At 55.4% G+C, this 19,664-nt stretch carries 9 protein-coding genes; 8 read left to right on the forward strand and 1 reads right to left on the reverse strand.

Translation table 11 applies throughout. The annotated features are described in order from the left end of the window. Positions 1-611 precede the first annotated feature (611 nt). The 8 genes from EYB53_RS18465 to EYB53_RS18500 all read left to right on the forward strand — a co-directional run bounded on the left by EYB53_RS18465 (position 612) and on the right by EYB53_RS18500 (position 17,172). Positions 612-3,923 carry a helicase-related protein gene (locus tag EYB53_RS18465; protein WP_135479873.1) on the forward strand — a complete coding sequence of 1,104 codons (3,312 nt, stop codon included), beginning with the start codon at positions 612-614 and terminating at the stop codon, positions 3,921-3,923. Between the two features lie 217 nt (positions 3,924-4,140). After that, positions 4,141-8,568: an SEL1-like repeat protein gene (locus EYB53_RS18470; protein WP_135479874.1), complete on the forward strand. Its 4,428-nt coding sequence runs from the start codon at positions 4,141-4,143 to the stop codon at positions 8,566-8,568. Between the two features lie 392 nt (positions 8,569-8,960). Further along, positions 8,961-12,887: an Eco57I restriction-modification methylase domain-containing protein gene (locus EYB53_RS18475; RefSeq protein WP_135479875.1), complete on the forward strand. Its 3,927-nt coding sequence runs from the start codon at positions 8,961-8,963 to the stop codon at positions 12,885-12,887. 4 nt (positions 12,888-12,891) lie between these two features. Further along, positions 12,892-13,173: a hypothetical protein gene (locus EYB53_RS18480; protein ID WP_135479876.1), complete on the forward strand. Its 282-nt coding sequence runs from the start codon at positions 12,892-12,894 to the stop codon at positions 13,171-13,173. 133 nt (positions 13,174-13,306) lie between these two features. Then, positions 13,307-14,371, forward strand: coding sequence for a Fic family protein (locus EYB53_RS18485; RefSeq protein ID WP_254151132.1), 1,065 nt, complete (start codon positions 13,307-13,309; stop codon positions 14,369-14,371). A gap of 454 nt (positions 14,372-14,825) precedes the next feature. Continuing rightward, the gene (gene trpA, locus EYB53_RS18490; RefSeq protein WP_135479878.1) at positions 14,826-15,614 is read left to right on the forward strand and encodes a tryptophan synthase subunit alpha; all 789 of its coding nucleotides are present in this window, start codon (positions 14,826-14,828) and stop codon (positions 15,612-15,614) included. 177 nt (positions 15,615-15,791) lie between these two features. Next, positions 15,792-16,025, forward strand: a complete 234-nt coding sequence (locus tag EYB53_RS18495) for an Lrp/AsnC ligand binding domain-containing protein (protein WP_097653405.1) — start codon at positions 15,792-15,794, stop codon at positions 16,023-16,025. Between the two features lie 22 nt (positions 16,026-16,047). Beyond that, positions 16,048-17,172, forward strand: coding sequence for a citrate synthase (locus EYB53_RS18500; RefSeq protein WP_135479879.1), 1,125 nt, complete (start codon positions 16,048-16,050; stop codon positions 17,170-17,172). Positions 17,173-17,252: 80 nt separating this feature from the next. Here the strand turns inward: EYB53_RS18500 and EYB53_RS18505 are convergent, their stop codons facing one another. After that, positions 17,253-19,544 (reverse strand): ATP cone domain-containing protein, encoded by a 2,292-nt coding sequence (locus tag EYB53_RS18505; RefSeq protein ID WP_135479880.1) that lies wholly within the window; start codon positions 19,542-19,544, stop codon positions 17,253-17,255. Positions 19,545-19,664 lie beyond the last annotated feature (120 nt).

The following is a 19,664-nucleotide window of genomic DNA, read 5'->3' on the forward strand; positions in this document are numbered from 1 at the left end:
GCGGGTGCCCTTGCGGGTGCCTTGGCGGGGTGCCTACACGGAAGATGCAATCGCCTTGGACATCGAAAGCCGATGCGATGAAGGCATCCTCCTTAGATCCGCTCAGCCCTTGGTATTGCTGGCAGGCACCACAATACGGATGATTCACCTGCTCGAAAGCGCCCGTTCCGCGCCAATGCCCTTTCACGCGCTGATGCCTCATCTCGCAAGCATGCTGAACGACCCTAGCATCCGTCCTTATTTACGGCTGTGGCTAGAACTGGCCGCCCTATCAGCGAACGAAGAACCTTATCGTTTGATTGCCCAACATATTAGTTGCTCCACGACCACGCAATGCCGGTGCGCCAGGCAGCCTGGTACACCAAAGCGCGGTCGACCTTCAGCGATACGATCAATTCCCATGCGTACAGCCGCATGCTATACTAACATCCAGTACAGCAAAAAGCCCGCCCTCGCTGGCAAGCATTGAGTGGGTTCTGTTCTAAAAAATCTCGTTTGCGCTGATCTGTTATTGTAGCATCCCTGCGAACCCCTCGCCAGGTGCTGCAGTGTCCAGCGCAGCGCTGCATACTCGCCCGACAGTGCTAGCGCTATTGCAGTCAGAGGCACCGATGTCTACACCTCCTGAGCGACCGCTGCCACCATCATCCTTTTCCGGCATCCGCGACAACCACCAGCGCGGCAGCGTCGCGAGTTTCCTCCAAGCGCACCTCGCCCCCGCTGCCGACGTCGCTATCGTCTCGGCCTACTTCACCATTTATGCCTACGAGGCGTTGCAGGCGCAGCTCGATCAGATCGGCCGTCTACGCTTCCTCTTCGGTGAGCCGCGTTTTATCGCCTCGCTTGACCCCGACCGCACCGCCAAGAAGGCCTTTGCGCTTGAAGACGATGGCCTCGCGCTGCGCAATCGGCTCACCCAGCGCGCCACCGCCCGCGCATGCCACCGCTGGATCGCTGAGAAAGTTGAGATCCGCTCGATTAAGCGAGCGAACCTGCTCCACGGCAAGCTCTATCACCTCACCACGGCCCACGAGCCCCAGGCTATCCTTGGGAGTTCAAACTTCACCGTGCGCGGCCTCGGTCTGGCTGCCAACGGACAGAACAATATCGAGCTGAATATGGTCGTCAACGACCGCCGCGACCTCGCCGATCTCCACGACTGGTTCAATGAACTGTGGGACGACCAGAACCTGGTGGAGGATGTGCGCGACCAGGTGCTGCACTACCTCGATCAGCTCTACGCCAACCACGCCCCGCAGTTCATCTACTTCAAGACCCTCTTCCACCTCTTCGAGCAGTTCCTCGCTGACCAGCAACGTACGAGTTTGCTCACCGAGCAGCACCAACTCGTGGATACGGCGATCTGGCAGGCACTCTTCTCCTTCCAGCAGGATGGGGTCAAGGGCGTGATTGCCAAAATCCTCGAGCATAATGGCTGCATCCTCGCTGATAGCGTCGGCCTCGGCAAGACCTACGAGGCTCTAGCGGTGATCAAGTACTTCGAGCTGCGCAACGAGCGGGTGCTGGTGCTCTGCCCCAAGAAGCTGCGTGAGAACTGGACGCTCTATCGCCAGAATGCGACGATTAACCCGCTGATCGCCGATCGCTTTCGCTACGATGTGCTCGCGCATACCGACCTGAGCCGCGAGCGCGGCATGAGCGGCGACCTCGACCTGGAGACGTTGAACTGGGGCAACTACGATCTGGTCGTGATTGATGAGTCGCACAACTTCCGTAACAATACCCGCGGCCGCCGCGATGAGAGCGGCGAGCGGGTCAGTCGCTCGCGCTACGAGCGTCTCATGGAAGACATCATCCGCAGCGGGGTGAAGACCAAGGTGCTGCTGCTCTCAGCGACGCCGGTCAACAACGACCTGCGCGACCTGCGCAATCAGTTGCTCTTCCTCACGGCCGGCGATGATGCGGGCTTTCAGGCGAAGCTTGGCATCACCAGTCTGGAGGGCACGCTCGGCACGGCCCAGCGCAGCTTCAACGCCTGGGCCCAGAACCAGCAGCACAACCCCCAGGCACTGATGGAACAACTCGACGGCGAACTCTTCCGGTTACTCGACGCCCTGACCATCGCCCGTTCACGCAAGCACATCCAGACCTACTACGCCGCGTCGCTCGCCGCCCTGGGCGGCTTTCCGACGCGTGCCAAGCCGCTGGCACTCGCCCCATCGCTTGATCTGCGCGGGCGCTTCATGTCCTACGACCGCGTGAACGAGGAGATCCTGCGCTACAAGCTGGCGCTCTACAACCCCTCGAAGTATGTGCTGCCCGCGTTTGCCACCAAGTATACCCAGAGCCGCATCGCCAACTTTAGCCAGGCCAATCGCGAGCATTACCTGATCGGCATGATGAAGGTCAACTTCCTCAAGCGCCTGGAGAGCTCGGTAGCCTCGTTTGCGGCGACCATGCAGCGCACAATTGAGAAGATCGAGTCCCTGGAGGAGCGCATCGCGCACTTCAAGCAGGTGCGCGCCGACAATTCGACACTTGACCTGGCGGAGTATGTGGCCGCAGAGCTAGAGGATGAAGACCTGCGCGCCGCGCTGTCGATCGGCAGCGGGATGACCTTCCACTTCGCCCACCTGGACGTAGATGCCTGGCTGGCCGACCTGCGTGCCGATAAGCAGCAGATCGACATTCTGCTCAGCTCAGCCTCGCAGGTGACAACCGAGCGCGACGCAAAACTGGCCGCGCTGCGCGAGTTGATTGCAGCCCGCGTCGCCACCCCCACGCTGCTGAAGGACGGGCGGACGAGCCGGAAAGTGCTGGTCTTCACCGCCTTCGCCGATACCGCGGCCTACCTCTACCAGGCCCTGAAGCCCTGGGCTCACGGCAAACTGGGCTTGCACATGGCCCTGGTCACCGGCGGCGCGGTCGAGAACCTGACGACACTGGGGCGCAACGAGTTCGGCCACATCCTGACCAACTTCTCCCCACGCGCCAAGCGCCGCAGCCAGCTCCCAAGCATGCCCCAGGATGCAGAGATCGACCTGCTCATCGCCACGGATTGCATCTCTGAGGGCCAGAACCTGCAGGACTGCGATTACCTGGTCAACTACGACATCCACTGGAATCCGGTGCGCATCATTCAGCGTTTCGGGCGCATTGACCGTATCGGCAGCCAGAGCCCGGTCGTGCAAATGGTCAACTTCTGGCCGACCGACGACCTGAACAAGTACCTGAGCCTGCGCGAGCGCGTCGAGGCGCGCATGGCGCTGGTCGATCTAACCGCAGCCGGCGACGACAACCTGCTCGCGCAGGGCAAGCTCGATGAACTGCTCGCGACCGACCTGAGCTACCGCGATAAGCAGTTGCTGGCGCTGAAAGACCAGGTGCTCGACCTGGAGGATTTCAGCGAGAGCATCGCCCTGACCGAGTTCACGCTCGATGACTTCCGCCTGGAGCTGCTGCGCTACATCGAGGCAAACCGCCAGTTGCTGCGCGAGGCACCGCAGGGGCTCTACGCGGTGGTACCGCCCGACCCAACCTATGCGGTCATTCAGCCGGGGGTGATCTTCTGCCTACGCCAGCAGGCCGACGCGACGGGCACCGAGCGCATCAACCCGCTGCAGCCCTACTTCCTGGTCTACATCCGCGACGACGGCGTGGTGCGCTTCGGCTTCAGCCAGCCCAAGCAGATCCTCGAGATCTTCCGCACGCTCTGCGCCGAGCGTACGACGCCCTACCAGGCGCTCTGCGACCTCTTCGACGCGCAGACCCAGGACGGCAGCGACATGCGCATCTACAGCAAGCTGCTTGACCAGGCCGTGGCCGCGATCACCGGCAGCTTCCGGCGGCGCATGGGCGCGCAACTCACACTGGGCCGGGGCGGGGTGCTGCCGGAGCAGCAGAAGCAGGTAACCCAGGCGGAGGATTTTGAATTGGTGACGTGGTTGGTGATTCAGGGTTAACTTCCCGGATCAATGACTAGACACATGCAAAGCATGTATCGCACGAATCCAGTAATAGCAGTTACGATTAGAAGCAATGCATTACTCGGTATCATCTCCAAACCTCCACAGCGCAGTCGTGGAAAGATGTGGAAGTGTGGAGCACAATTAACGATAATTGGTATTGCACGCCTAACTTCGTAATTTAATATCATCTTACCATTCTTAGGAGAATAGTATGGACATCACGACAAGTGGGTTTCAAGCTAATATCGAACTATTTCGCGTACATGCGTTGCCAATCCTTATGCGAAGCAACGAGTACAAGATATCACCCGAAAGGCTTCCTGAATTTCTTCTGCTCGCTGATAGAATTTTAACTGCTTTTAATGGTGACTTGGAGTTCGGTCGAGTTGACCGAGTTTACATGCACCTAAGAAAACTCAACCAGAACACGGTAAATACATCTTCAGAAGAAGTAGAAGCTTTAGTTCTAGCGACAGAGCAATGGATGAAGACCATTCTTTGGTTGGTGTACCCCGAGAAGTGGACGATATTAAATCAAAACAAGAAAAGTTTCACTCTATTTCCGACAATTCGCGATTTAGAATTACTCACACAACATGAGATCGACAAGGATATCAGAAACCAGCACGAGATCACGGATGAAGCAAAGAGGCAAGTGTTCTTAGTTTGTAGACGGGATAGGAATTTTATTACACATGAAACAGCAGAGCAGTTACCTCATATCGAGGCTCAATATATACATGTGGCACTTGTAGCACTTCTTGTTCCTGTAATCAAACACTACGCCCTTCTTCGCGATAATCTTAAAGGTTTGTTTACTCGTTCTATTGATGACCCTCAAGTGCTGGCGTTGCTTCCTTTAATTCAAAGCGAGCAACGCCAGCACGTTGAAAGGTTTAAAGGCCGAGAAAAGTGGATTAATGAACTAAGAGATCGACTATTAATTTCGGAGAGCACACCAGGCCAATACTTGTTGATTGCAGGTTATGAAGGAATAGGGAAGTCAGCATTGTGTGCGAAATTAGCAGAAGTCTTGGCGCAAAGTGTTTATCTGGGGCAAGATTCATCTATTGCCAGAAAGAATGCTCCTTGGCTCCCTAATGTTATTCTTCACTCTGGGAAGCAATCGTATCGTCCTGAGGAAATCGTTCGCTCTTTAATATCTCAGCTTAATACGCTTCTGCTTAATCCTGTTGAAATTGCCAACTTGGAGGATTACTCAGAGCATATTTACTTGCCACCTACTCATAGTGGTTCCAGTGTGCAACTTTCTCTCTCAGATGTTGATTTACATAGTAGAAAAACTCGGAACCAAGCAATTTTTCAAAGCCGTATTGCCGATGATGATAGTAAAGCTCTCACCTACTCTCAAGGCATAGTAAATTCTTCTCGAATGCAGTTTGTAGATTTGGAAGTGTTACGTCGTCAATTAACTATAGCCCTAGGCAAAGTTGTTGTCGAGCGAGGTTCAATTGTTGTGATCATTGACGCTCTCGATGAAATATCTGCAGATGGGAAGAACCTCTACTTTCTTCCTACTCATTTGCCATCTGGTGTTTCTGTACTCCTTTCTGCAAGACAAAACAAAAAAGTGGTTGATTGGGTTCGGAATAATCTTAATGCAGAGGTTATTCCTTTAAAAGGTTTGGAACTACATGAGATACCCCTTTTTACTGGCATAGAGGAGGGTGAAAGACTGCGTTTTAATGACACCTTGCATCGTGCAAGCCAGGGTTGGCCAGTACTTGTAGTCGCAACTGCAAAGCAGATTATTGAAGATAGCGTAGATATTAGTGAAATTGACATGTACAGGAGCGTCGAGAATCTTTTTGAACGCCAAGCAAAGGAGTGGGTTAGTGCATTGGGCTCCGAAGCACAGAACATCATGAGAGAATTCTTGATACTTCTTGCAATTTTTGAACCTATTGCACCGCTTGATATAGATTTACTCCAATCCTTTCTTTCCCACAAGGGCTTGAATGTTTCATTAAGTGACACACGAGATATTCTAGGAATTGTGGGAGCAAAATTAGAAGGTCTAGAAATTGGAAAAGTAAAACTAGGACTGCGTGCATTTGCTGATTATATTAGAAATAGATATTGCAGTCGAAAAGACTTGCGTGAGAATCTTGAAATAATAACTAAGTGGATGGCTGATGAGGAGCTACTTGATGCTAAGATCGTGTCTCTGTTCCTCCAGTACTGGCTGGTGTCAGGAGAAATTACCGACGATAGCATGCGAAAAACTGTCGGTGCATTTTTGATAAAGCTAGTATCTCAGCGAAACGCGGATTATTTATACCACGTTTACAGAAATTCCTTGAATGATGTTACACCGATTAGTAAGATCCCAAATTTTGCCGTAGATTGTCTGAGAGCATCTGCCGATCAAGGTCATTCACGTGCTAGCCTGGTTCTCGGGCGTCGCCTTATAGATGGAGCAAGTATTATCCAAGACAAAGAGTGTGGTTATGAAATACTTAGGAGATCAGCAGATACAGGATATGTTAATTCAATGATAGAACTCGGAATCAGGTTAACTAAAGGAATAGGATTAGATAAAGATACCATCCTAGGTGAGGATTGGCTTAGGCGTGCTGCTGAAAAAGAAAACCCTGATGCAAGAGGTTTCCTGGCTACATTCCTTATTAATAATGGCAGCGAACTACAGATCTCAGAAGGTGAAGGTCTATTGAGAGAATTGGCTGACGAAGGTATTCACAAGGCATCCTACTTACTTGCTGTATACTTGATAACTTCCAAGAAAGGAGAGGAGCAAAGGTCTGAGGGAGAATTCTTGTTACGTCAATTGGCAATTGAAGGTTATGATAACGCGATAGGTTATCTAGCAGATCAGTTATTTAATGGGGATAAGATTGCCGCGAATACCGACGAGGCATACCAACTGTACATGCAACTCATTAATAAAGGTAATGTGAAGGCAATGACAGCTCTCAGCGCCAAATTATTCAGTGGGGCAGGGATTGAAAAAGATGCAGTTACAGGGGAGCACTGGCTACGCAAGGCCATACAGGCTGGAAGTACTGATGCAATGTATGTATTGGGAATGCGTCTGATTCACGGAGACGGGCTGAAGAAGGACTTATATGAGGGGCGAAGACTCCTGGAAAATGCGGCTAAAAGTGATGATTTTTCCGCAATGATTACTCTAGCAAGGTATATATTGGATGGAATATTGGAGCCTCAACATAAGGGAGAAGGAGAGACATGGCTACGAAAAGCTGCGGTCGCGGGAAAAGTTGAGGCCATGGCTCGTTTAGGAACCTACCTAATGGATGAGGATGGTTCATCGCAGAGGAAGAAAGAAGGTGAAAAATGGCTACGAAAAGCATCTGACTTGAACTATCCCTCAGCAATGAGAGCACTTGGCAATCGCCTGCTACACGGCAAAAATATTAAAAGGTCAATCGAAGAGGGGATAAAATGGCTCGAAAAAGCAGTAGATTCTGGCGAACGTAAAGCCATTCTCACTTTTGCGATTCGGTTAATAAAAGGGGATATGATTCCTCAAGACATTCCAAGAGGCTATAATTTGCTTATCGAGTTGGCTCAAGGAGATGACGTACATGCAATGATTAAACTAGGCGTGTTGCTATTAGATGGGGATTTTATGCCTCAGAACACAGAAGAAGGCTTGACGTGGATAAATAAAGCCGTAGATTTAGGCTCTCCCCACGCAATGGACACACTTAGCTCTAGGTATTTTAAAGGGGATACTGTACCATTTGACATTGCAAATGGATGTGAATTATTAAGAAAGTCTGCCAGTTTGGAAAATCTACGTGCAATGAGGATACTTGGGTTAAGATTGATAGATGGCAATATTTTCACGAAAGACGTAATAGAAGGCGAGAATTTGCTACGAAAATGCGTAGAGGATGGTGATGCAGATGCTGTATGTGCGTTGGGTGAGGCTATATTAGATAGCAAACTTCCTCATTGTGATTTTGCAGAAGGTGAGTCTTTACTACGGAAGGCGGCAGACTCAGGCGATCCTGATGTGTTGGCTGCACTAGGTATGAGGCTAAAGCTTGGTGTGGGTATTAAGCAAGATGTAACCGAGGGGAAGAGGCTGCTACATAGAGCAGTCAAAGAAGTTCACGACAGTTACAATTCTTCAATGATCGGTAGCTATTGCTATATGGCTGACGAGTACTTATTGGCGTCGAAAGCTTTATATCACGCTTTTCAACATAATCATCATGAAGCCGCAGTGTCTCTTGTCTTTATGGCTCGTCGTGGTGAACTGGCACCAGGCTTTAAACTTCCGCCAACACCGTCACTACTTGAAAGAACCCTGCGCCATATGGACGCTGTCGCTGTTGTTAACGAAATTCTTTGCATTGCGAAGGGTTATGATTATCCCAAAGATTGGAATAAAGCTGATAGACGCATGGAAGAATTGGTAAAATCTGGCAAGCCTTTGTTTGAAGCAATTTACTGGTGGCATGATATTTTGGCTAAACGAGGAGATCCAGAAGGCTATCTCATAGTCGGGTGGCTAATGAGATATGGAGTAATAAATGTCCCGAATGAATCGGCTCTGTCAATAACCATGGGATTGGCAATAACTGGAGGATGGGATGTGCCCGATTGGCTTATCACTCAGAAGGTGTAATACCAATTGGAATTGAGCATGGCGCATTGTCACCCTGAGCGAAGCGAAGGGTCTCCCGCATCAGAACGCCGAGATGCTTCGCTGCGCTCAGCATGACGGCAATGCGGTACCTTCAAGCGTAATTGGTATAACATCTATCGGCTCTCGAGGATCTTTCGGAGTCGACCCTGGATCTCGCAGGCCAAGGCAGTTCAGGCCCTTGACAAATCCGCTGGTCTGGTGCTTGCGGAAGCAGTTGGCAATACTGTCCAGTCAGGCATTCCAAAGCTTCAGGAGGTCGTCAAAGCAGATAATGCCACGAACCAGCGGCTTGTGACGCCATACCATCAACCTTGGTTGAATTATTAATACATTCGAGCTGTTGCGAGCGTAGATTTCAAGAGGATCTTCCAATGACCGACACCGCCCTACGCCACACCATCACCGCCGCCCTGGCCCGCTTCACGGCCCCGTCGCTGCTTGGCCCGGCGGTGGAGTTGTTCGCTGCGTTGGGCTACCAGAGCAAGCGGCGCTTCGATGTGGAGCCGCACGGCGGGCACGAACTCATAGACGCGCTCGGCCTCACCGGGAAACTCAACGCTGAGCGGGCTTTGCTTGAGCAATGGCATGCGGCGGAGTTGGTCTTTCAGTTGACCGCTGATGAAGTCAATGCCAGCGGTCAGTTGCCGCTTTTCGATACGCGCCAGGTCGAGCAGACCCGTATCGAGTCGTACCTGTTCATCGTGGTTGATCTGCTCGGCGCGAGCTACACCCGTACCCAACTGGCGATGATTACGCGCGAAGTCAATCGCTACCTGCCCATGCCGGTGTTTGTGCTTTTCCGTCACGGGGCCGCCCTCACCTTTGCCGTGATTGACCGGCGTCTACACCAGCGCGACGCCAATCGTGATGTGCTCGAAAAGATCACGCTGATCAAGGATATCGTCTTTGCCCAGCCCCACCGCGCCCACGTCGAGATCCTGGCCGACCTGGCCCTGTCGCAACTGGTGCACGAGCATAGCGTGAGCAACTTCGTCGAACTGCACCGCGCCTGGCGCAGCGTGCTCGACAGCAGCGCACTGAACCGGCGCTTCTACCGCGAGATCGCCAACTGGTATTTCTGGGCCGTCGAGCGAGTCGAGTTCCCTGCCGGCGCTCAGGCTGACCGTGCGCTGCGCAATGCGACCAGCCTGATCCGCCTGATTACGCGCCTGATCTTCGTCTGGTTCCTTAAAGAGAAGGGCCTGGTGCCCGGCGAGTTGTTCAATCCGCGGGTGCTGCGTGAGACCCTGACCAGCTTTGGTAACGACGAGAGCAGTTACTACCAGGCGATCTTGCAGAACCTCTTCTTCGCCACGCTCAACCAGGAGATGAATACCGCGCAGCGGCCCGACAACCGCAAGTTTCGCGGTGCAGGGCGCCAGCACTACAACATCACCAATCTCTACCGCTATCGGGCGCTCTTCCGCGACCCCGGCGCGGCCCTCCAACTCTTTGGCAGCATCCCCTTCCTCAACGGCGGGCTCTTCGAGTGCCTGGATAAGCCGGGGGCTGATGGCAGTGTTATGCGCATAGACGGCTTCTCGGATCGCAACGACGTGCCGCTCGACGTTCCCAACGAGCTCTTCTTTGGGGCCGAGCACGAGGTAGACCTGAACGCGAGCTACGGCACCAGAGGCAAGCGCTACCAGGCCACTGGCCTGATCACCATCCTCCAACGCTACAAGTTCACCGTCGCCGAGAATACCCCGATTGAAGAGGAAGTCGCGCTCGACCCCGAGCTGCTCGGCCAGGTCTTCGAGAACCTGCTGGCTGCCTACAACCCCGAGACCCAGACCACCGCGCGCAAGCAGACCGGCTCCTTTTATACGCCGCGCCCGATCGTTAACTACATGGTGGACGAGGCCCTGGTGGCCTATCTCGACGAGCACGTGCGCCAGGCGACGCGCCTGAGCCTCGCGCTTGATGCCAACCAACTGGTGAGCCTGAATAGCCGTCTCCGCGCCCTGCTGAGCTACAGCGAGGCCGCGCACGGCTTCAGCGAGGACGAGGTGCGCCATCTGATTATCGCCATTGATAGCCTGAAGATCCTCGACCCGGCCTGCGGCTCGGGGGCTTTCCCGATGGGCGTGCTCCAAAAGCTCGTGCATATCCTGGGCCGCCTTGACCCCGGCAACGCTCGCTGGAAGGAGCGTCAGATCGATCGTGTGCGCGAGACGATGCGTAGCGCCGAACGGATTGACGACGCTGATATTCGCGACCGCACCATCGCTGACCTAGAGCAGCAGATCGAGGCGATTAACGAGGCCTTTGAGCGCAATGAGCTTGACTACGGGCGCAAGCTCTTTCTGATCGAAAATTGCATCTACGGGGTGGATATTCAGCCGATTGCGGTGCAGATCGCCAAGCTGCGCTGCTTCATCGCCCTGATCGTTGACCAGCGTCTTGACGACAGCCGCACAAACCGCGGCATTCGCCCGCTGCCCAACCTAGAGACCAAGTTCGTCGCGGCCAACGCGCTGATTGGCATTCCGCGCCCGGCCCAGTTGAGCCTACGCGACCCGGCGCTTGACCAGGTGGAGCAGCGGCTACGCGAGGTGCGGGCGCGCCACTTCAGCGCCCGCACGCCCAAGACCAAGGCCAAGTACCGCGAGCAGGATCGCGAACTGCGCAGTCAACTGGCCGGCCTGCTGCGCCGCGACGGCTTCTCCGGCGACACGGCGGCGCTGCTCTCGGCCTGGGATCCCTACGACCAGAACGCCTTCGCGCCCTTCTTCGACCGCGAGTGGATGTTTGGCATGCGTGATGGGTTTGATATCATCATCGCCAACCCGCCTTACGTGCGTCAGGAGCAGATCAGCGCCCTGAAGCCCTACTTCAAGGAGGCCTACGCCGAGACGTATAGCGGCACCGCCGACCTGTTCGTCTACTTCTTCCACCAGGGAATCAACCTGCTGCGCAACGGCGGCCGGCTGGTGTATATCACCAATAACAAGTGGTTGCGCGCCGGCTATGGTGAGAACCTGCGCGGCTTTCTGGCGGCGCAGACGGTGGTCGAGCAGCTGGTGGACTTCGGCCACTCGCCGATCTTCGATGGCGCCGATGTCTTCCCGGCGATTGTGGTGCTGGAAAAGCCGACCAACGGCGTGCCGACCAATCGGCAGGTGTGTGTGGCCGACTTCCCGCGCGAGGCGCTGGGCGGAGACGCCCTGGATGTGTACATCAGCGAGCATAGCCGCGCCGTGCCCCAAGCTCGCCTTTCGCGCAGCACATGGAGCCTTGCGAACGCAAGTATCGATGATCTAATGTTGAAAATTCGAGATGCAGGCGAAATACTATCGAGATTTGCAGGAATAAAGCCACTCTCTGGCGTCAAAACAGGTTTTAATGAAGCCTTTCTGCTTGATACTGTGACCAAAGAGCGAATAGTCCGCGAGGATATGCGTTCGTCTAAGATCATTAAACCGTATTTACGAGGAAGAGACATTAAGCGATGGATGCCGGAGTGGGATGATCGCTGGATGATTACTGCTTATCCTGACATAAATATCACAGACTATCCATCTGTCCTTGCACATCTTGAGCAATATCGAAAAGAGCTATCCACAAGGGCAGGGTCTCAAGAATGGTGGCATCTTCAATCTGGTAGACAAACAATGCAAATATTTGAAGGTGCTAACATCTTTTATCAGGACTTGGCTTTTCATTCAAGATTTGGTATTGGGCAGATAGGCTTTATTCCTGAAATGACTTGCTTCTGCCTGCCCTCTACAGACTTTTGGTTGTTAGCTGTGCTGAATTCTCCGTTGATGTGGGCATACATGTGGCGGAACGTCATTCATGGCAAGGACGAGGTACTTCGGCTCAAAAATATTTATATGGAGCAACTCCCCATCGCCCCGCCCACCGACGCCACCCGCGCCGAGGTCGAGCCAGCGGTAGCGCGGCTGATCGCCATCACCCAGGCCGACCAGCAGGCCCGGCGCGAGTTACGCCAGTGGCTCGGCAACGAGTTCGAGATCACGAAACTGGGACGAAAACTCGAAGCCTTTGAGGAACTTGACGCCGCAGCCTTCGCGGACGAAGTCGCGAAGCGACGCCCGAAGGGCAGCACAGCGCTCAGCGCAGCGGCGCAGCAGGCGCTGCACACGGCCCACGCCGAATACGCCACGCCGCTGCAAGCACGGGCACACGAGGCGCTGACGCTAGAGCGGCGCCTCGCCGAACTGGTCAACGCGGCCTACGGCCTCACCCCGGAGGACGTGGAGTTGCTCTGGGCGACCGCACCGCCGCGCATGCCGGTGGGGCGGGGGGATGCAATTGAAGACGTGAGGGAATAGATCGATGCAGAAAGACCAATTCACCAACGATGCTCCGGGGCGTCTCGTGGCAGCCAGACACGCGGCTACGCTGCAATACCCTGCATCAGACTATCTCGCCTTCATTCCAGACCCACTACCCCCAACACTAGCGATGAACGAGGCGCTGACGCGAGAGCGGCGCCTCGCCGAACTGGTCAACGCGGCCTACGGCCTCACCCCGGAGGACGTGGAGTTGCTCTGGGCGACCGCACCGCCGCGCATGCCGGTGGGGCGGGGGGATGCAATTGAAGACGTGAGGGAATAGATCGATGCAGAAAGACCAATTCACCAACGATGCTCCGGGGCGTCTCGTGGCAGCCAGACACGCGGCTACGCTGCAATACCCTGCATCAGACTATCTCGCCTTCATTCCAGACCCACTACCCCCAACACTAGCGATGAACACGGAGCTCGTTCGTGCCCTCTCCGACGCAGATCGCGCACTGGGAGAACTGGCAGGGCTCGGCCGCGCCGTACCCAGCCCAAGCCTGCTGATCGGTCCTTTCGTCAGGCGTGAGGCAGTGCTGTCTTCCAAAATTGAGGGCACACAGACTGAAATCGCAGACCTGTATGCTTATGAGGCTGGGCAAACGTACCTACCAGGCTTACGGCCAACCCCACCCCAAGACGATATTCAGGAAGTGCTGAACTATGTTCAGGCGCTTGACTACGGCATTAGACGGCTCGAAACCCTCCCAATTGGCCTGCGCCTGATCCGCGAGCTACACGAAAAACTGATGGACGGTGTGCGCGGGAAAGATGCGACACCAGGAGAGTTCCGACAAAGCCAGAACTGGATCGGTGCGCCAGGTTCGGCCGTTCGTGAAGCACGGTTTGTCCCGGCGCCGCCATATGAACTGTCCAGCGTACTCGACGCCTTAGAGAAATACATCCACACTGATCCTGATAAAGACTATGCCCCACTGCTGCGGCTTGGGCTTATTCACTATCAGTTCGAGACTATTCACCCCTTCATTGATGGCAACGGGCGGATTGGCCGACTACTCATCTCCCTGCTCCTTCACGCCTGGGATCTCCTCCCAGAGCCGCTGCTCTACCTCAGCGCCTACTTCGAGCACCACCGCACCACCTACTATGACTTACTGCTGAGTGTAAGCACCAGGGGTGCTTGGAACGAGTGGCTTACCTTCTTTCTACGCGGCATCACCGAGCAATCGCGGGACGCGGCACGGCGCGCCAAGCAGCTCCAGGATCTCCAGAGCACCTGGCGCGAGCAGGTCGCAACAGTAACTGACTCGGGTCTCCCGCTGAGGGTGATCGACCACCTGTTCCAGCGACCCATCCTCACTGTGCGTGATGTCCAGGATGTCCTCGGCGTGAAGTCATACCACACCGCACAGAAATATGTCCAGGTGCTGAGCGATGTCGGCATCCTCACGCTCCGCGCCGAGCATCCGGTGAAACGCTATGAGGCCACGGCGATCCTGGATTGCCTGATCTAGGCGATTGCAATTTTCTGGCGATTCGTGCAATAGAGCCGATAAGCATTGCACGATCGTGCAATGACGCGCCCCCAAGAGCTAGCGCGATTGTAGATTGCAGATTTGTGATTGTCGATTGGGCGCAGCGCATCTAGAAGCAGGTTGGGCCCGCACGGTTGCACCCACGCTGATGCTGGAACAGCACGGCATGCCGTGCTGTTCCAGCATGGCGTGTACAAACGCACAATCCAAGCCCAGATTTTTCGGGCGCTACGTCCTAAATCCCGCCCGGCAAGTGTGGTATCATTGACCTCATCTGCATTCGCTGCCATGTATATGCTAGATCCAATACCTTGCAAAAAACAGGTTGTGTGACGCAAAGGTACAGAGGCGCGAAGGTTTGATGTATCTGGATGCGCAGCTTTGCGCCTTTGCGTCAACATTATGTACAAGGTATTGGCGCTAGATCGATCCTATGAGTCGTATTCGTGAGACATTTGCTCGCCTGCAAGCCGAGGGCCGGGTAGCCTTGATGCCCTACCTCACGGTGGGCTTCCCCGAGCGTGAAAGCACCCTTGAGCTGGTGCCGGCCCTTGAAGCTGCCGGGGCAAGCCTCTTTGAACTGGGGGTGCCCTTTTCTGACCCGCTCGCCGACGGGGCGACGATCCAGCGCTCGACCCAGCGTGCCTTGCAAAATGGCATTACCCTGGCCGATTGCCTTGACACCACGGCCCGCCTCCGCGAGCGCGGCGTTCGTGCGCCGTTGCTCTTGATGGGCTATTTCAATCCGTTGCTCCGCTTTGGCGTTGAACGGGCTTGCCGCGAACTGGCCGCCGCAGGCGGGGATGGCTGGATCATTCCCGATATGCCTCCCGAAGAGTCTGCTGAATTGCAGGCAGCCGCCACAAACCACGGTCTCGATATGATCATGTTTGTGGCCCCAACCACCCCCGAACAACGCATTGCCGAGATTGCCGCCCGCGCCAGCGGCTTCATCTATGTCGTCTCCCTCACTGGCGTCACCGGCGAACGCCAGAGTATGGCCGCCAACCTCGGCGAGGTGCTGCAACGCGTACGCCGCCATACCGACCTGCCCCTCGTCGTTGGCTTTGGAATCAGCCGCCCTGAACACGTTGCCGAAGTCGCCCGCCTTGCCGATGGGGCCATTGTCGGCAGTGCCCTGCTCGCCCATCTTGAACAGTTACCACCTGATCGCCTTGTCCCCGGTGCCGCCGCCTTTGTCCAACATCTGCTCGGCACCTGAACCTTGTCTGCTCCTCGCCTCAGATACGGTTTCTTCTGGCAACCGATGCCAGCTTTGCTGGCATCAGTCGCCAGAAGAAACCTGGTTTTGCAGGGCGTCAGCCCTAACATTCGATCCGCCTGGGACGTACCCCCCAGGCAGTACTCCAGAACCGCCAGGTTAAAAAGGAGAACCACCATGGAGGCCAAAGCCTATGTGTTGATCGAAGCTGAGTCGGGACGGGTCGCCGAAGTCCTTGCCGCCCTTCGCGCTATCCCCGATATGACTGCCGCCGATGGCGTGACCGGGCCATATGATATCATCGCGACCGTCGAAACGGCGGATCCGCGCAATATCGGGCATCTGGTGATGAGCGAAATCCAGGGGGTCGAAGGCATCAAACGCACGGTTACTTGCATTGTCATTGGTTGATGAGACTGCATAAGGAGTGACCATGACTCAGTCTTCCAAAGGCCTTGAGGGCATTATCGCGGCGCAAACAGGGATTAGCTATATCGACGGTGAACATGGGCGTCTCTTGTATCGTGGCCTTGATATCAATGTGCTGGCCGAACATTCAACGTTTGAAGAGACAACATCATTGCTCTGGTATGGCAAGTTACCCAATCATAAGCAGTACGAGAGTTTTCGCCGCAAAATGATCGAGAATCGCCTCGTTCCCAATGAGATCATTGCGCTCTTGCTGCTCTTGCCCAAGAAAACGACCGTCATGGGCGTCTTGCGGACTGCTGTCTCAGCCCTCGCGCCGTTTGACCCCGAAACTGGCGATAATTCCCTTGATGCCAATGTCAACAAGTCGATCCGCCTGACCGCTGCTATGCCAACGATTGTGGCAGCCTGGGAACGCATCCGTAACGGGCTCTGGCCGGTCACACCCAGCACCGAACTCGATCATGCGGCCAATTTCCTCTATATGCTCACCGGCAAAGAGCCCGATCCCGCCGCCGCTCGCGTGCTCGATCAGTGCCTCATCCTTCACGCCGACCACGGCTTGAATGCCAGTACCTTCGCCGCCCGCATTACGGCCTCGACTCTCTCGAATCTCCACAGTGCGATTACGTCGGCGATCGGTACCCTCCGCGGCCCTCTTCACGGTGGGGCCAACGAGCAGGTGATGCGGATGCTGCTGGAGATCGGTGATGTCGATCGCGTCGATCACTATATGCGCGGCGCCCTTGCCGCCCGCAAAAAGATCATGGGCTTTGGTCATCGGGTCTACAAGGCCGATGACCCACGCGCCGCATGGCTACGCAGTCTCGCCGAAGAGCTTGCCGAAACAACCGGCAATCAGCGCTGGTATCTCATGAGTGAACGCATCCGCGAGATCGTGCAGTCCGAACGATCCCTACCCGTCAATGTGGATTTCTACTCGGCTCCGGTCTACTATACGCTCGGTATTCCGATTGATCTTTTCACACCAATCTTTGCCATTAGCCGTGTCGCTGGCTGGACAGCCCACGTCTACGAGCAGTATGCCGATAACCGCCTCATCCGTCCTGAGTCCGAATACGTCGGCCCTGTGGATGTCCCCTATCTCCTGCTTGACCAGCGCCCGTAAAAGTGGGCCTCTCAAGCTCTGCTTCACGCAAAAACGCCAGCTAAGCTGGCGTTTTTGCGTGAAGCAAAAGATGAACCGCCCTAAAAATCAATCTCGCAACTTCCCGACATACAGGCGAGTTCCTGCGCCGCGTTCGTCAGATCTTCCTCTTCATAGCGGTAGACCTTCGAGAAATCAATCTCGGGGAAGGAAGCCGCCAGCCGCTCGTACTCTTCGCGGGTGATTTCAACATAGGGCATGTTGTCGTACTTGGCATCAAACGCCGGCAAGAACGAGAGCCCACCAATCAGGTCGCGATGCTCCCAGACCCATTTCATCAGATCAAGCACTTCGTCGGGACGGTAGGTGATCGTACATGACGGATTGTGCTCGGTCCAGTAGGTCTTGTTCTGCAACCAGAATTCACACTGCGCAATCGCCGAGCGATCTTTCCGCGTAATCGCCCCATCCGGGGATTTGACCGGGAAGTGGATCACCCAGGTATTGGCGTTGGCTGGGGTCTGCCCATTTTCGGGATCCATCGGCACACCGGCATCACGCAAGACTTTGAAGATCGGTGAATGCGCGGCCACCCGTACGTTGCGAATATAGTAGGGAGCCCAGCGGGCGTGCAAGCCCGATGAACAGTTGACCAGTTGCGACGAGTTCCCCGACGGCTTGACACAACTGATCGACGCCGACTGGTTGATCCCAAGGCTAAGCGCGACCTGACGATTCGTCTCGACGGCAACATGGCGCAGGCGCTCTTTCACCCCCGCATCTTGCGCAATCGGGCTATCCATCTGGCCGGTGATATCGACCCCAAGCAGGCGCTCGTCTTCACAATTGCGCTGCCACTGCGTCCGCAAGCCGGGGAAGTGGGTCGCCAGCGACTGAATGGTGCCAATGATCGTCGCCACCTCGACCTTCTCACGCAGGGTCTCAAAGGTATCCTCGTGGCGAGCCACCGCTGCACTGAGATTGCAGAACTGCCATGGGCGCAAAACAATCTCGCCACAGGGGTTCGTGCCAAATTCGGCGGCCTGGCGGCGGGCCGGCTTGAGCAGATTCGCTGCCTGACGATTGAAAATCCCCGGCTCGCCACGCCCCGACTCAACCATCCCAAGGAACTGCGCAATAAACTCGGTCTGCGTCAGACTGCCCTGCGGCCAGACCGCCGAATTATTCGCATTCCAGCGCTGACTATTCTCGCGCTCGAAATCACCATTCTTGCAGAGACGCATCTCATCATCGTCATAGTCAAAGAGGCTGATCATTGCGGTGCGCCTCACCCCACCGCTGACAGCAGCATTGCCAACCGAACACATCATATCGTGGGCATCAATGGGGCGCAGGAAGCTGCCCTGCCGCGCCAGAATGCGCGAGCGCACAAAATCGAGCATGATCCGCAGCGGCTCGGGGCCCGAGGCACGACCACCCTTGGTGCGCAACGGGGCACCGGCTGGACGCAAATACGACAGATCGAAATGAATATCGCCACCCTCAAACCAGGTTTCAAGACCCGCTCGCAAGGCATCGGCCCAACCCTCAGCCGAGTCTTCCACGACCATCCTGCGCGGGGCCGAGCCCGTCTGACGCCGAATCCGTGGGAAATTCTCCACATAACGCCCCTCGACCGAGAAGCCCACCCCACAACCACTCATCGAGATAATCAACGCCTCAACAAACGAGTCAATGCTCTCAACCGGCTGATACGAGCAGTTATAAATGGCAATATTATTACGCCGGGCCGCCGGGCCAGCCATCGCCAGCAGGCGCATCGAAGGCATCGAGCGCATCTCGAGGATGGCCTGGCGGATGCGCGCATAGGTTTCGGCGGGCAGCCGCGCACCAGCGAGTTCGTAGAGATAGTCAACCGAACGATCGACGGTTTCAATCCAGGTCTCACGACGCCCAAGATCGTAATTAAAACGTGAATATTTATCAAAAAACTGGAAACGCTGCAACGGCGTTGGGAAGTACTGATCCGACTCCGCAAACGCCTGCCGCACCTCCTCGGGAATGGGCCGCTCAACTCGCTTCTTGGCATGCTCAGCACGGTAGAGAATATAATGCTTGGCCGCTTCGAACTCACCCGCAGCCTGCAACACCATTTCCACAATGTCCTGCACCCCTTCGACCGTTGGTGACTCACCATGCGCCTGGGCAGCCAGAATATTGACGACCCGCTCGGAAAGCTCAGTGATCGCCACCCGCGGCGTGCGACTCAGGCTGGCAAAACAGCGCGTGAGGGCATTCTCAATTCGCTCAATGTCAAACGGTACCACCCGCCCATCACGCTTCACGATCGTCGTCGGAATAACCATCCCGGCCTGATCAAGTGCCTGAAACCCGCCTGCGATATGGCTCACACCATTCGTCCCACTTGCCATACAACCTGCTCCTCTATCTTCACCTGCTGTGACTAAACAATGGCAACACGCTTAACCTGTACATAAGGCACCCGACCGTGCCAGAACAACCTAAGAGTGTAAATAATTAAATCGTCGTTA

Origin of the sequence: Candidatus Chloroploca mongolica (assembly GCF_004762035.2) — a bacterium.
Classification (GTDB): Bacteria; Chloroflexota; Chloroflexia; order Chloroflexales; family Chloroflexaceae; genus Chloroploca; species Chloroploca mongolica.

What these genes read in the sequence shown, in the direction of transcription:
- EYB53_RS18465 (WP_135479873.1), top strand. Translation starts at nt 612, where the DNA reads ATGTCTACACCTCCTGAGCGACCGCTGCCACCATCATCCTTTTCCGGC.
- EYB53_RS18470 (WP_135479874.1), top strand. Translation starts at nt 4,141, where the DNA reads ATGGACATCACGACAAGTGGGTTTCAAGCTAATATCGAACTATTTCGC.
- EYB53_RS18475 (WP_135479875.1), top strand. Translation starts at nt 8,961, where the DNA reads ATGACCGACACCGCCCTACGCCACACCATCACCGCCGCCCTGGCCCGC.
- EYB53_RS18480 (WP_135479876.1), top strand. Translation starts at nt 12,892, where the DNA reads ATGCAGAAAGACCAATTCACCAACGATGCTCCGGGGCGTCTCGTGGCA.
- EYB53_RS18485 (WP_254151132.1), top strand. Translation starts at nt 13,307, where the DNA reads ATGAACACGGAGCTCGTTCGTGCCCTCTCCGACGCAGATCGCGCACTG.
- trpA (WP_135479878.1), top strand. Translation starts at nt 14,826, where the DNA reads ATGAGTCGTATTCGTGAGACATTTGCTCGCCTGCAAGCCGAGGGCCGG.
- EYB53_RS18495 (WP_097653405.1), top strand. Translation starts at nt 15,792, where the DNA reads ATGGAGGCCAAAGCCTATGTGTTGATCGAAGCTGAGTCGGGACGGGTC.
- EYB53_RS18500 (WP_135479879.1), top strand. Translation starts at nt 16,048, where the DNA reads ATGACTCAGTCTTCCAAAGGCCTTGAGGGCATTATCGCGGCGCAAACA.
- EYB53_RS18505 (WP_135479880.1), bottom strand. Translation starts at nt 19,544, where the DNA reads ATGGCAAGTGGGACGAATGGTGTGAGCCATATCGCAGGCGGGTTTCAG.